This is a genomic window from Streptomyces sp. NBC_00457, assembly GCF_036014015.1.
Taxonomy (GTDB): domain Bacteria; phylum Actinomycetota; class Actinomycetes; order Streptomycetales; family Streptomycetaceae; genus Streptomyces.
In genome coordinates this window covers 686030-698939 of sequence record NZ_CP107905.1, presented here as the reverse complement: position 1 = coordinate 698939, position 12910 = coordinate 686030, and the positions used below count along the sequence as shown (strand labels likewise).

The 12910-nt window shown below is 72.8% G+C and carries 9 protein-coding genes; 5 read left to right on the top strand and 4 right to left on the bottom strand.

Annotated features, from left to right (window positions below; translation table 11 throughout):
• Positions 1 to 34 precede the first annotated feature (34 nt).
• The 4 genes from OG828_RS03300 to OG828_RS03285 all read right to left on the bottom strand — a co-directional run bounded on the left by OG828_RS03300 (position 35) and on the right by OG828_RS03285 (position 7866).
• Positions 35 to 1399 carry an FAD-dependent oxidoreductase gene (locus tag OG828_RS03300; protein ID WP_328500036.1) on the bottom strand — a complete coding sequence of 455 codons (1365 nt, stop codon included), beginning with the start codon at positions 1397 to 1399 and terminating at the stop codon, positions 35 to 37.
• Between the two features lie 183 nt (positions 1400 to 1582).
• Positions 1583 to 2389 (bottom strand): chitosanase, encoded by an 807-nt coding sequence (locus OG828_RS03295; protein ID WP_328349972.1) that lies wholly within the window; start codon positions 2387 to 2389, stop codon positions 1583 to 1585.
• 169 nt (positions 2390 to 2558) lie between these two features.
• Positions 2559 to 5300 (bottom strand): SpoIIE family protein phosphatase, encoded by a 2742-nt coding sequence (locus tag OG828_RS03290; protein ID WP_328349970.1) that lies wholly within the window; start codon positions 5298 to 5300, stop codon positions 2559 to 2561.
• 70 nt (positions 5301 to 5370) lie between these two features.
• Positions 5371 to 7866, bottom strand: a complete 2496-nt coding sequence (locus OG828_RS03285) for a SpoIIE family protein phosphatase (protein WP_328500035.1) — start codon at positions 7864 to 7866, stop codon at positions 5371 to 5373.
• A 265-nt stretch (positions 7867 to 8131) separates the two neighbouring features.
• On the opposite strand from OG828_RS03285, the gene OG828_RS03280 reads away from it, so the two are divergent.
• The 5 genes from OG828_RS03280 to OG828_RS03260 all read left to right on the top strand — a co-directional run bounded on the left by OG828_RS03280 (position 8132) and on the right by OG828_RS03260 (position 12791).
• Positions 8132 to 9283, top strand: a complete 1152-nt coding sequence (locus OG828_RS03280) for a PP2C family protein-serine/threonine phosphatase (protein WP_328500034.1) — start codon at positions 8132 to 8134, stop codon at positions 9281 to 9283.
• A gap of 152 nt (positions 9284 to 9435) precedes the next feature.
• Positions 9436 to 10824 carry an MBL fold metallo-hydrolase gene (locus tag OG828_RS03275; protein WP_328500033.1) on the top strand — a complete coding sequence of 463 codons (1389 nt, stop codon included), beginning with the start codon at positions 9436 to 9438 and terminating at the stop codon, positions 10822 to 10824.
• Positions 10821 to 11189, top strand: coding sequence for a rhodanese-like domain-containing protein (locus OG828_RS03270; protein WP_328349962.1), 369 nt, complete (start codon positions 10821 to 10823; stop codon positions 11187 to 11189). Before OG828_RS03275 ends, OG828_RS03270 begins: the two co-directional genes overlap by 4 nt.
• On the top strand, positions 11186 to 12142 hold the full coding sequence (locus tag OG828_RS03265) for a sulfite exporter TauE/SafE family protein (RefSeq protein WP_328500032.1): 957 nt from the start codon (positions 11186 to 11188) through the stop codon (positions 12140 to 12142). The genes OG828_RS03270 and OG828_RS03265 overlap by 4 nt, the downstream gene beginning before the upstream one ends.
• A 61-nt stretch (positions 12143 to 12203) precedes the next feature.
• Complete coding sequence (locus tag OG828_RS03260) at positions 12204 to 12791, top strand: rhodanese-like domain-containing protein (RefSeq protein WP_328500031.1); 588 nt, start codon at positions 12204 to 12206, stop codon at positions 12789 to 12791.
• Positions 12792 to 12910 lie beyond the last annotated feature (119 nt).

Genomic DNA, 12910 nt, shown 5'->3' with positions numbered 1-12910 from the left:
GCACCGCTCCCGGCCCCCTCGATCAGTCGCTCCCTTACGCGCCGCTCGCCTTCAGCATGTCCTCACGCTCGACGAGCTTCACGCGCTCGCGGCCCTGCGGCTCGCCCAGCGCCTTCTCGGCGGCGTCCAGCTTGTACCAGCCGTCCCAGGTGGTGAACCGGACGTTCCGCTCGGCGAGGAACGCGTCCACGGCGTCCGGCTCGGGCGAAGCCGGTGTGTGCAGACGGCCGCCCGCGTGGTCGGCCAGGAGGTTGGACACCGTCTCGTTGGCGTCGCCCTTGGTGTGGCCGATCAGACCCACGGGACCGCGCCGGATCCAGCCGGTGACATACGTCGACTGCAGGTGCTCACCGCTCTCCTGGATGACCCGGCCGCCCTCGTCGGGGACCGTGCCCGAGTCGAGGTCCCAGGGCAGCTTGGGGAGCTTGTCGGAGAGATAGCCGACGGCGCGGTAGACCGCCGTGACGTCCCAGTCCTTGAACTCGCCGGTGCCCTTGACGTTGCCGGTGCCGTCGAGGGCGGTGCGCTCGGTGCGCAGGCCGACGACCTTGCCGTCCTCGCCGAGGATCTCGGTAGGCGACTCGAAGAAGTGCAGGAACAGCTTGTGCGGCCGGTCGCCGACGTCGCGGATGGCCCAGTTCTCCAGGGTCTTGGCGACCATGTCGGCCTGCTTGTTGCCGCGCCGGGTCTCGATCGAGCCCTCGTCGTAGTCGATGTCCTCGGGGTCGACGATGACTTCGATGGTGGGGGAGTGGTCCAGCTCGCGCAGTTCCATCGGGGAGAACTTCGCCTGCGCCGGGCCACGGCGGCCGAACACATGGATCTCCACGGCCTCGTTGGCCTTCAGGCCGTCGAAGACGTTCGGCGGTATCTCCGTGGGCAGCAGTTCGTCCGCGGTCTTGGCCAGGATGCGCGCCACGTCGAGCGCCACGTTGCCGACGCCGAGGACGGCGACCTTCCTGGCGGTGAGCGGCCAGGTGCGCGGCACGTCCGGGTGGCCGTCGTACCAGGAGACGAAGTCCGCGGCGCCGTACGAGCCGTCGAGTTCGACGCCGGGGATCGACAGGTCGCGGTCGGCCGTGGCGCCGGTGGAGAAGATCACCGCGTCGTAGAACGCGCGCAGGTCGTCCAGGCTGATGTCGGTCGGGTAGTCCACGTTGCCGAACAGACGGATCTGCGGCTTGTCCAGCACCTGGTGGAGGGCGGTGATGATGCCCTTGATCCTGGGGTGGTCGGGGGCGACGCCGTACCGGATCAGCCCGAACGGGGCCGGCATGCGCTCGAAGAGGTCGATGGACACACCGGGTTCGGCGGCCACGTCGGACTTGAGCAACGCGTCGGCGGCGTAGATACCGGCGGGGCCGGCTCCGACGATGGCTACCCGCAGGGGGCGGGGCATGATCAGGTTCCCTTCGAGCGGCGACAGACGATCTCGAACGGGAAGCCTAAACTAAGGTAACCCTAAGTCGGTACGCGGGTCCGGTCTATGAGCTCATAAGGCTACGTTATGAGAGGTACGGGCCTCGCGGCGCCCCCAGTGGGCTGCCGCACCAGGTGCGGTGCGGCAGCCGTGACGGCGGGCTCAGTCGATGTGGTAACTGTCCCCGTAGACCTTCCAGTTCAGCGGCGGGTCGAGGTCCAGGTTGCCCTCGCGCAGGAAGACCCGCTGGGCCGTGTCGACCCGGCTGGTGTCGCTGTGCGCCTCCTCCTGCTTCATCGCCCACACCCGGGCGTCGAGGAAGGCGTCCAGGTACGTCACCTCGTCGCCGCCCTGCGCCGGCGGCCGTGCGCTCCGCAGGGCTCGGTTGCGGATGCTCCCGAAACTGGCGCTGTCTGAGCCGTTGCCGTGCATGACCAGGGCGTCGTAGTACGCGAACTGACCGAGCACGCGCAGCCCGTCCGCCTTGCCCTGCCGTACGGCCGGGTTGAAGTACACCCGGTCGCGTTCGTCGTTCTGCGCCTGCTGGAAAGCGCTGTCCTGTGCGGCCCGGCGCCAGTCCCGGGGGTAGTCCGGGTCGAGGCCCTCGTGCGAGTCGGAGCCGTTGACCTCGCGCAGTGCGGGCAGGTACCGGGCCAGCACGTTGCCGGGCTTGCGGTCGGCGTAGAGCTCCACCAGGTCGAGCATGTCGCCGGTGCCGGAGCAGAAGCCGACGATCCCGGCGGTGTAGCCGCGGCCGTCACCGATGTCCTCGATGTACTGGTACTGCGCCTTCCAGTCGAGCGAGGAGTTCTCCGCGCTCGACACGAGCTTCATGGCGATCTCCTTCTTCGCCGGGTCGTCGAGTCCGGGCGCGCGCACGGCGCCGGCGTACGGGGCGTTGAGCAGGGGGATCGCGGTGGCCGACACGCCGATCACGGCGAGCAGGGTGCGGCGAGTGGGGTGCCTCACGGGTGCTCCAAGTGATGGTGGGGGGTGGGGGATTGGAGGTACGTGGCACTGATAGGAAGGTTTCCTATCAGAGGTTGGAGGCATTGGACACCCGTCGCGGCACAACTTCGTAGGGATGAACAAGCGGGGGACGAACAAGCAGGCGGGCCTCAGCGCCGCCCGCCAGGAGTCACGGCAGTGGCTGTTCCGCCCAGATGACCTTGCCCTCGGGCGTGTAGCGCGTACCCCAGCGCTCGGCGAGCTGGGCGACGAGGAACAGGCCCCGCCCGCCCTCGTCCGTCATCGCGGCATAGCGCAGATGCGGAGAGGTGCTGCTGCTGTCGAAGACCTCGCAGATCAGGGTGCGGTCGCGCAGCATCCTGACGTGGATGGGGTCGCCGCCGTACCGGATCGCGTTGGTCACCAGCTCGCTCAGGATCAGCTCCGTGGCGAACGTCAGCTCGTCCAGCCCCCAGTGCGCCAACCGGCGTGTGACCTCGGCCCGTACGTCCGCGACGGCCGCCGGGTCGGACGGCACCTGCCACTCGGCGACCCGGTCGGCGTCCAGCGCCCGGGTGCGCGCCACGATCAGGGCGATGTCGTCGCTCGACCGGGCCGTGAGCCGGGAGTCGAGGACGACCCGGCAGGTGTCCTCGGGCGAGTCGTCGGCCTGCTCCAGCGCGGAACGCAACAGCTCCAGACCGACGTCGATGTCCCGCTCCCGGTCCTCGACGAGACCGTCCGTGTACAGGACGAGCCGGCTGCCCTCGGCCAGTTCGAGGTCGACCGTCTCGAACGGCAGACCGCCGAGGCCCAGCGGGGGACCGGCCGGGACGTCGGCGAACTCGACGCTGCCGTCCGGGTGGATGAGAGCCGGCGGGGGGTGCCCGGCGCGGGCGACGGTGCAGGTGCGGGAGACCGGGTCGTAGATCGCGTACAGACAGGTCGCGCCGGTGACCGGAGCGCTGCCGCCCTCCACCGTCTCGTCCTGGTCGATGCGGCCGACCAACTCGTCCAGCAGGGACAGGAGTTCGTCGGGCGGCAGGTCCAGTGCGGAGAAGTTGTGCACGGCCGTGCGCAGCCGCCCCATGGTGGCCGCGGCATGCAGTCCATGGCCGACCACATCGCCCACGACGAGGGCGACCCGGGCGCCGGACAGCGGCAGCACGTCGAACCAGTCCCCGCCCACGCCCGCCTGGGCGGGCAGATACCGGTAGGCGATCTCCAGGGCGTTCTGCTCGGGCAGATTGCGGGGCAGCAGACTGCGTTGCAGCGTCACCGCCATGCTGTGCTCGCGCGTATAGCGGCGGGCGTTGTCGATGGACACGGCCGCCCGCGCCACCAGCTCCTCGGCGAGGGCGAGTTCGTCCGCGTCGAAGGGCTCCGGCTTCTCGGAACGCCAGAAGGTGACCACACCCAGCACCAGGGAGCCCGCGCGCAGCGGCACCGCGATCAGCGAGTGGATGCCGTACTCCACGACCTGCGCGGACCGCTCCAGGTCCTGGGCCCGCCAGCCCGGCGCCTCGCTCAGCTGCGGTTCGAGGACGGCCTGGCCGGAGCGCACGGCACGGGCCTGGGGCGACGAGGCCACCAGCCGGATCTGCTGGCCCAGCGGGTAGAGCGGAGCGTCCTTGCGGATCCCGCTGACCGCCGTACGGCGCACATCGGCGCCCAGGTCCGGCTGCCCGCCGCTCAGCACCGCCTCGAACAGGTCCACGGTGGTGAAGTCCGCGAACCGCGGTACCGCCAGCTCCGCCAGTTCCTCGGCGGTACGGGCCACGTCCAGGCTGGTACCGATCTCCACCCCGGCGTCGTACAGCATGTTGAGCCGTTCGCGTGCTGTCTCGGCCCGGCCGGACAGGGCCCGCAGCTCGGTCGAGTCGCGGAGTGTGGCCACGCTGCCGGCCGGTGCCCCCTGCAGGTCGGTGGGCCGCTGGTTGACCGCGAGCAGCCGGTCCCCGACCCGGTGCACCTCGTCGGTGGCCATCCGGCCGGAGGCCAGCAGGTCGGCGGTGTCGGGGGTGAGGCCGAGGTCGCGCACCTGCCGCCCCGTGGCGTTCTCGGGCAGGTCGAGGAGCCGGTGCGCCTCGTCGTTGGCGAGCAGCAGCCGCCCCTCGTCGCCGACGATCATCACGCCCTCGCGCACGGCGTGCAGCACCGCGTCGTGATGCTCGTACATCCGGGTCATCTCGTTCGGGCCCAGACCGTGGGTCTGCCGCAGCAGCCGTCTGCTGACCAGCGCCGTACCCGCCGTGGCGAGGGCGAGCCCCGCGGCCCCGGCGGCCAGCAGGACCGGCAGTTGCTCGTTCGCGGTCCCGCCCACGTTCTCCGTCGTGATGCCCGCCGACACCAGCCCGACGACCTTCCCGTCGTCGTCCTTGATCGGCACCACGGCCTGGACCAGGGGGCCGATCGTGCCGTCGATCTGCTCGGTCACGACGCCCCCGGCCAGCGCGGGCTGGAGGGTGCCGACGAACTTCTTGCCGATGCGGTCGGGGAAGGGATGGGTGTAGCGGGTCCCGTCGGTGTTCATGACGACGATGAAGTCGACCCCGGTCGCCTCGCGGGCCGCCTCGGCCCGCGGCTGCAGCACAGCCGTGGGATCCGGGTCGTCCAGCGCCTCGCGGGTGCCCGGCGCGTTCGCGAACGCCTCGGCGACGGCGACCGAGCGGTTGCGGGCCTCGATCGTGCTGTCGTGCCGCACCTGCAGCACCAGCGCCACCACGGCGGCCACGACCAGCAGCAGCACGATGACGACCTGCAGGACGAACACCTGCCCGGCGACGCTGCGCCCGCTCAGCGCCGACCGCAACGCCGCGGCCGGCCCGCGGCGCTGGTTCGCCCCACGGGCAGGGCCGGGCACGCGCTGCACGCGCGGACCACTGGGGCGACGGGTCGTCCCCACCTCGGATCGACCCCCATGCCGGACCATGTGCCATGTCTACACTGCGGGACCTCATGAGGCGAGGGGCGTCACCCAGGGTGACAGCCCTGCCGCGCGGTCACGGGCGTGGGCGTGCGGACCGGCGCGTGGCCAGCAGCAGCGCGATGTCGTCCGGGCGGTCGCGGGCGTGCCGGGCCCGCGCGGTGAGCCGGTCGGCGATGCCCGTCAGCGGCAGGCCGCCCGGCGTGCCCGACTTGGCGAGGGCCACGCGTAGTTCCGTGATGCCGACGTCGATGTCGGCGCCGGGCCGCTCGACCAGGCCGTCCGTGTAGAGCGCGAGGACGGCGCCCGGTTCCAGCCGCAGGTCCGTGACCGGGTAGTCGGCGTGCGGGTCGACGCCGAGCACGACACCGCCGGGCAGATGCAGGACGTGTGTGCTGCCGTCCGGGTCACGCAGCAGCGGCGGCGGATGTCCCGCGCGAGCCGCTTGGACGGCACCGGTCGCCGGGTCCAGGCGGATGTAGCAGCAGCTCGCGAACTGTCCCGGATCGAGGTCGATCAGCAGCCGGTTGGTGCCGCTCATGACCTCGTCCGGTGGACGCCCGCCGAGCGCGAACGCCCGTACGGCGCTGCGCAGTTGCCCCATCGTGGCCGCCGCCTGCACCCCGTGTCCCTGGACGTCCCCGATGACCAGGGCGAGCCCGTCCCCGGCCTCCACGACGTCGTACCAGTCGCCGCCCACCTCCATGCCCTGCGTCCCCGGCAGATAGCGCCCCGCCGTCTCCACCCGCGGATGCGCCGACAGACGCCGGGGGAGGAGGGCCTGCTGCAGTCCGCGGGCGAGGGCCGCCTCGCTCTCGTAGCGCTGGGCCTTCTCCATGGCGTTCGCGATCAGCCCGGCGAGCGCGGTGAGCACCGTCCGCTCCTCGGAGCTGAAGCTGCGGGGGCGGTCGAAGCCGAGGATGCAGGAGCCGACCGGGCGGCCGGAGGCGATCAACGGCAGGAAGGCGCGGGCCCCTTCCGTGGCGTCGAGCGGGATGTCCGGGTACGTGGCGGCCAGATCCTGCATCGAGTCGAAGAACAGCGGCCGGCCCGAGGTCAGCGTCTCCACACCGGGCAGGTGCGCGTCCAGGGCCACTCCCTCGAACGGGGCCAGGAACCCCGGCGGGAAGCCGGTTTCCCAGGCCAGGTACAGGTGCCGCTCCTGGAGCAGGTAGATGGCGAGCCGGCGGCCACCGAACGCGGGCAGCAGCTCCCGCATCACCACCGCGGACACCTGGCGGGCGGTGACCGCCTCCGTCAGCGCGATGGCAAGGACGATGGGCCGGTACAGCGGCGCCATGGACGGGTCGCCGGACGCCGAGGCGCGCCCGGCCGGCGAGTCCGTGATCCGCCCGGCCGGCTGGAGGGTGCAGGTCAGGTGGTCCGGGCCCGGATACACCGACAGGGCGAGCCAGTCGCCCTCGAACTCCCCGCCGTCGTCCGCGGGGCGTCGGACGTGGCAGTGCACCGGATCCGGTGCCAGCAGGGCGCTGCGCAGATGGTCCTCGCAGGCAGGCTGGTTCATCCAGGGCACGGCCTCCCACAGGGAGCGGCCCAGCAGTTCCTCCCGCGACCGGCGCAGCAACCGCTCGGCCCGCGGATTGACGTACACCACCAGCCCGAGCCGGTCCAGGCAGAACACGCCGTCCGGCAGGAGGTCGGCGGCCGTGTCCGCCGCGGCGCCGGGGCCCGGATCCAGTACGACGCCTCGCACCCGGTACGGGTCCGGGTGCTCGGCCGGTGTGTCGTACGCCGTCCAGAGCTCCATCAGCCGCAGCGCCCCGTCCTCGGCCCGCACGTACAGCGGCAGCGACGGAGGTCTGCCGGAGGCCGTCTCCCGCAGCGCCGCCAGCACGCGGGGCGCGTCGGCCGGTGCGGCCACCGCGTCGGCGAGGTCCTGCACGGACGGGGCGGCGTCCGACTCGCGCAGCAGGGCGTGCAGACGCTCGTCCGTCTCCACGGCCCCGGTCGTCGGGTCCCAGGCGAACCGGGCGGTACGGCCCGTGGCCGGGGACGCGCTCGGCGGCCGTACGCACAGCGGCTCACCGTCCCAGACGACCGGCGGGACGGCCCCGGCCTCCAGGCCCCGCAGGTCCGCCCCCAGCTCCTCGGCGATCCGGGTGAGGCGGTCGCGGGCGGGAAGCAGTTCGGTGGCGTCCGGGGCGGTGGTGCGCAGGACGGTCAGGACGCCGTACACCCCTGACGAGCCGGCGGATCCGGCCGCCGCCACGACGGGCACGTACAGCGAGCCGAACGGGAACGGCAGCCCGGCCGCGAACTGGGGGTAGCGGCGCATCGTCTCCGTGGCGTTCGGCAGGATCACCTGCACGCCGAGCCGATAGGCGTCGGCGACGGGGAACGGGCGGTCGACGTGCATGCGCCACCACGGGCGGAACAGCTGTCCGGGCAGGCCGGAGAGCACCGCCAGGCGCAGCAGCCCGGGCGTGCTGGAGCGCAGATAGACCCCGCCGGCGCGACCGCCGGCCGCGTCGACCGCCTCCGTCGAGGCGTCGGCCAGCAGCGCGGCGAGCCGTCCGGGCATCCGGTACGTGTCCTCGGCGCTCCGAGTCATCGGCCCTACCTCGTCCGTGCGCCGCCACTCGGGCGACACAGCAAGAATGCGCCACGACGCGCCCGGTTCGCACCTGGGCGGCGGGAACCGATCGCTCCGGACCGGGAGTCGTTCACGCTCCGGTCGGCGCGCGCTGCGGCGCCACCGCTGGAACACATCTGCCGATACTGGAGTGAATGCGTCGGAAAGGGATGTGGTGGAAGACGACCGGGCTGTCCGACCCGCAGCGGCCTCGGCCGATCGATTCGCGCTCGCAGAACGGGCCGTGGCCGCCATCGGCACGACTCTCGACGAACGCAGGACGGGCGCCGAACTGGCTGCCTTCCTCGCCGAGGTGCTCTGTGACTCCGTGGCCGTCGACCTGTTCCCGCAGGACCGGGAGCCGGACGCCGCGCCGGGTTCCCTGCGGCCCGTGGCGGCGGCGGGCCGGCGCGATCTGCTGGACGACCTGCGCCGGACCCCGCGCGGCGAGGTCCTGGTCCGGGCCCTGGACGAGGGCCGCCCCCTCACCGCGTCGTTCACCCGGGCGGGCGGCAACCGGCTGGCCGCGCTGTCCGTGCCGCTCCTGGCCTGGGACCGGGCCTTCGGAGTGGTCCTCGCCGTCCGCGCTGACCGTGTCTTCACCGACGACGAGGCGGCCGTGGCCCACTACGCCGCCCGCCTGGCCGCCGCTCACCTCCACCACGCCGCCGAGCACCACGCGGCCCGCAAGACCGTCCTCGATCTGCAGGAGGTCCTGCGCCTCGCCCCCAGCCAGCCGCACCCGAACCTGGACATGGCCACCCGCTACCTCCCCGCCGGCAGCGGCGCTCTCGTGGGCGGCGACTGGTACGAGACGGTACGGCTGCACTACGGCCGCACCCTCCTCGTCATCGGCGACGTCATGGGCCACGGCCTGGACGCCGCCGTCGACATGAACGCCTACCGGTCGATGCTGCGCTACGTCGCCTCCACCGATCTGCCCCCGCACCGGATCCTGCGCCGGATGGACACCTCGATGTCCGAGGACGGCAACCGCAGGCCCGCGACCTGTCTGCTGGCCCTCCTGGACCCCGCGCGCGGGACCGTCGCCTTCTCCAGCGCGGGCCATCTGCCGCCCGCCGTCTTCCACCGGGACGGCACCGGCGAGCTGATCGAGCTACCCGTCGGGCCTCCCCTCGGTACCGGCTTCTCCGACTACGAATCGGCGACCGTGCCGCTCACCCCCGACGACACCCTGCTGATGTTCACCGACGGTCTCGTCGAACGCCGCGACGAGGACATCGACACCTCCCTCGCCCGGCTGGCCCGCCTTCATGTGAAGCCCGATCTCGACGTCTCCCACCTGCTGGACGAGGTCCTCGATCACCTGCGCGCCGACGCGGCGGACGACGACGTCGCCGCGCTGGCGGCACGCCTGCGACACCGGGTCAGGTGACGCCGGGCTGTCGCTCGCGGCCGCCCCTCCCAGAAAATACCCCCCGGGGTACCCGTGCTAGTCTCCGACACATACCCCCGGGGGTAATTTTCGTCCCTGGGATCGCGACCGGAAGTTCGACCGGCAAGTTCGACTGGGAAGGGAGTGCTCGCGTGTTCTTCGTCGACACCATCGAGGTGACAGGACTCGGCAACCGCGGCTATCTGGCGGGCGGTGAACGGACGGCGGTGGCCGTCGACCCGCCGCGCGACGTGGACCGGGTGATCGCGGCGGCGGCCCGGCGCGACGTGCGGATATCCCACGTCGTCGAGACGCACGTCCACAACGACTACGTCACCGGCGGCCCGGAACTGGCCCGTCTCACCGGTGCCGCCTACCTCGTCCCGGCCGCCGCCCGGATCGCCGTCGGCCACACCCCCGTCCACGACGGGGACGTCCTGGTCGTCGCCGCCGAAGACGCCATGACCCTGCGTGCACTGGCCACGCCCGGACACACCCCGCACCACACCTCGTACGTCCTCGAAGAACACGGCGACGCCGTCGCGGTGTTCACCGGCGGTTCGCTGCTCATCGGCACCGTCGGCCGCCCCGACCTGGTCGAACCCCGCCTCACCGCGGACCTGGCCCGCGCCCAGCACGCGTCCGTCCACCGCCTCGCGGCCGAACTCCCGGACGAGACGGAGGTGTTGCCCACCCACGGCTTCGGCAGCTTCTGCGCCTCCGGCACGGCCGACGGCACCGCCACGACGATCGGCAAGGAGAAGGCGGCCAACGCGGCGTTCACGCGCGACGCCGACACCTTCGTCGCCGACCTGCTGGCCGGTCTCGACGACGTCCCCGCCTACTACGCCCACATGGGCCCCGCCAACGCCGCGGGCCCCGCACCCGTCGACCTCACCCCGCCCGCCGTGGCAGGCGCCGACGAGATCGCCGAGCGCCTGGCCGCGGGGGAGTGGGTGGTCGATCTGCGCAACCGGGTCGCCTTCGCCGACGGGCATGTCGCGGGCTCCCTGAACTTCGAGGCCGAAGGACAGCTCGCCACCTATCTGGCCTGGCTGATCCCCTGGGGCAAGCCGGTGACGCTCCTCGCCGAATCTCCCGCTCAACTGGCCACCGCCCAGCGTGAGTTGGTCCGGGTCGGCGTGGACCGCCCGGCCGCCGCGGCGACCGGCGATCCGTCGGCCTGGGTGCGCCGGGGGGAGACCCCGGCCTCGTTCCCGCGCGCCACCTTCGCCGGCCTCGCCGCACAGCGCCGGACGCGGGACCTGGTCGTACTGGACGTCCGCCGGTCCTCCGAACGCGCCGCGGGCTACGTCGAGGGCTCGCTCCACATCCCCCTGCACACCCTGCACCGACGGCTCGCTGAGGTGCCGGCGGGCGAGGTGTGGGTGCACTGCGCGGGCGGCATGCGCGCCGCCATCGCCGCCTCCCTGCTGGACGCGGCGGGCCGTGACGTCGTCGCGGTGGACGACGCGTTCGCCGCCGCGGAGCAGGCCGGACTCACCGTCCGCGGGTGTCCGGGGAGCGAGGAGCGCCGATGAGTCGACTCCGGTACGGGCCCGGCCGGATCACCGCCGCCGAGGCCGCCCACCGCACCCACCCCGCCGCCACCGCGACGTCCGTACTGCTCGACGTACGGGAAAGAGACGAATGGCAGGCGGGCCATGCCCCCTGGGCGCTCCACCTGCCCCTGTCCACGCTGAGTTCAGAGATACGACTGCCTCCCGAGGCCCGGGACAGGCATCTGGTCGTCATCTGCCGCTCGGGCAACCGCTCCCGGCAGGCCGCCGAACTGCTCACCGCACAGGGCGCCGACGCCGTCGACGTGATCGGCGGCATGCGGGACTGGGCGACGGCCGGCCTGCCCGTGATCGACCAGCACGGCGAGGAAGGCGCCGTCACGTGAGTGCCCTGATCCTCGCCCTGTGCGCCGGGGCTGTGACCGGTCTGGCGCTCGGGGCGCTCGGAGGCGGCGGCAGCGTACTGACCGTCCCCGCCCTGATCTACCTGCTCCACTTCACCCCGGCCGCGGCCACCACCGCGAGCCTGGCCATCGTCGCCGTCACCTCCGCCACCGCGCTGACCGCGTACGCCCGCGACGGCCACGTCCACTGGCGTACGGGGCTGCTGTTCGCGGCGGCGGGCAGCGGACCGGCGATGCTGGGCGGTGCGGTGGCGGGGCGACTGCCGGATGCCGCGCTGACGGCCGCCTTCGGCGTGCTCGCGTCCGTGGCGGCGGTACGGATGCTGCGGGGGCCGGGGCCGACGGAGGCCGGACAGGCTGTCCTGGCGGGCCGGCCGACGCGTCCCGGACGGTCGTCTGTCCGGCTGGATCGGCGAACGCGCGCCAGGGAATCGTTCCGACCGGACGGACAGGCGGACGTGGAACGGTCTGTCTCCCTCGACCCCACCGCGGATGGCGAACTGCCCGGCCGGCCGACTGACTCCGGGCCCCCGGACCGCCCTGCTCGGCAGACGGACACCCGGCAGCCCGTCGGCCCCGGTCGTGCGGCCGCCGCGGGTGCCGGGCTCGGCGCGGTCACCGGGGTGCTCGGAGTCGGCGGCGGCTTCCTCGCCGTACCCGCGCTGACCGGTCTTCTCGGGCTGCGGATGCGCGCGGCGGTGGGTACCAGCCTTCTGGTGATCACGGTCAACTCGCTGGCCGCGCTGGCCTGGCGGGCCGGCACGGTGGACGCCCTGGACTGGGCCGCCGTAGGGCCCTTCGCCGGGGCCGCCGTCCTCGGCGCCTGGGACGGCCGGCGGCTGGCCGCGAAGGCCTCCGCCCGCGCCCTTCACCGGACGTTCGCCCTGGCACTCCTGGCCGTGGCAGCCTTCATGTTGATCGATTCCGTATTCTGAGACCACGCTTCCGTGACGTGAGACCCCTGCTCATCAGCTCGACCCACCGAAAGGTTCACCCATGACCGCCGCCTCCGCGCCCGTCACCCTCGACACCGACGAGGCCCACGCCCGGTTGCACGAGCTGACCGTCATCGACGTGCGGACCCCCGGCGAGTACGCCGCGGGCCATCTGCCCGGCGCGCTCAACATCCCCCTGGACCGGATCCGGCGCACACTGCCCGACCTGCGGAACGCCGCGGAACGGTCCGGCCTCCTGCTCGTCTGTGCTTCCGGCGCCCGCTCCGAGAACGCCCGTACGGTCCTGGCCGAACAGGGCATCTCCGCCGCCTCCCTGGCGGGCGGCACCGACGCCTGGGCCGCCGCGGGCCACGACGTGGACCGCCCCGCGACCCGCGCCCCTCGCGCGGCCTGGAGCATGGAACGCCAGGTCCGTCTGACCGCCGGCGCCATCGTCCTGCTCGGCCTGCTGCTCGCCCTGTTGGTGCATCCGGCCTTCCAGCTCCTGTCGGCAGGCATCGCCGGAGGCCTGGTCTTCTCCGCGCTCACCAACACCTGCGGAATGGCCCTGATCCTGTCCAAGCTGCCCCACAACCGTCCCCGTGAGACGGACCTCGCCGCCACGATCGCGGCACTGCGCGACAGGTGATCGAGCGGTAGATCGAGTGGTACGCCGCCGCGCGGCGGCGTACGGTCGAATGGTGGCCAGAACCGGCCACTGATCCGCCGCACGGCGCACTGTCATGACGAGCCCGCAGCCCGCACCCC

Coding starts and splice junctions, on each gene's coding strand:
- OG828_RS03300 (WP_328500036.1), bottom strand. CDS start 1,399: ATGCCCCGCCCCCTGCGGGTAGCCATCGTCGGAGCCGGCCCCGCCGGT.
- OG828_RS03290 (WP_328349970.1), bottom strand. CDS start 5,300: ATGGTCCGGCATGGGGGTCGATCCGAGGTGGGGACGACCCGTCGCCCC.
- OG828_RS03285 (WP_328500035.1), bottom strand. CDS start 7,866: ATGACTCGGAGCGCCGAGGACACGTACCGGATGCCCGGACGGCTCGCC.
- OG828_RS03270 (WP_328349962.1), top strand. CDS start 10,821: ATGAGTCGACTCCGGTACGGGCCCGGCCGGATCACCGCCGCCGAGGCC.
- OG828_RS03260 (WP_328500031.1), top strand. CDS start 12,204: ATGACCGCCGCCTCCGCGCCCGTCACCCTCGACACCGACGAGGCCCAC.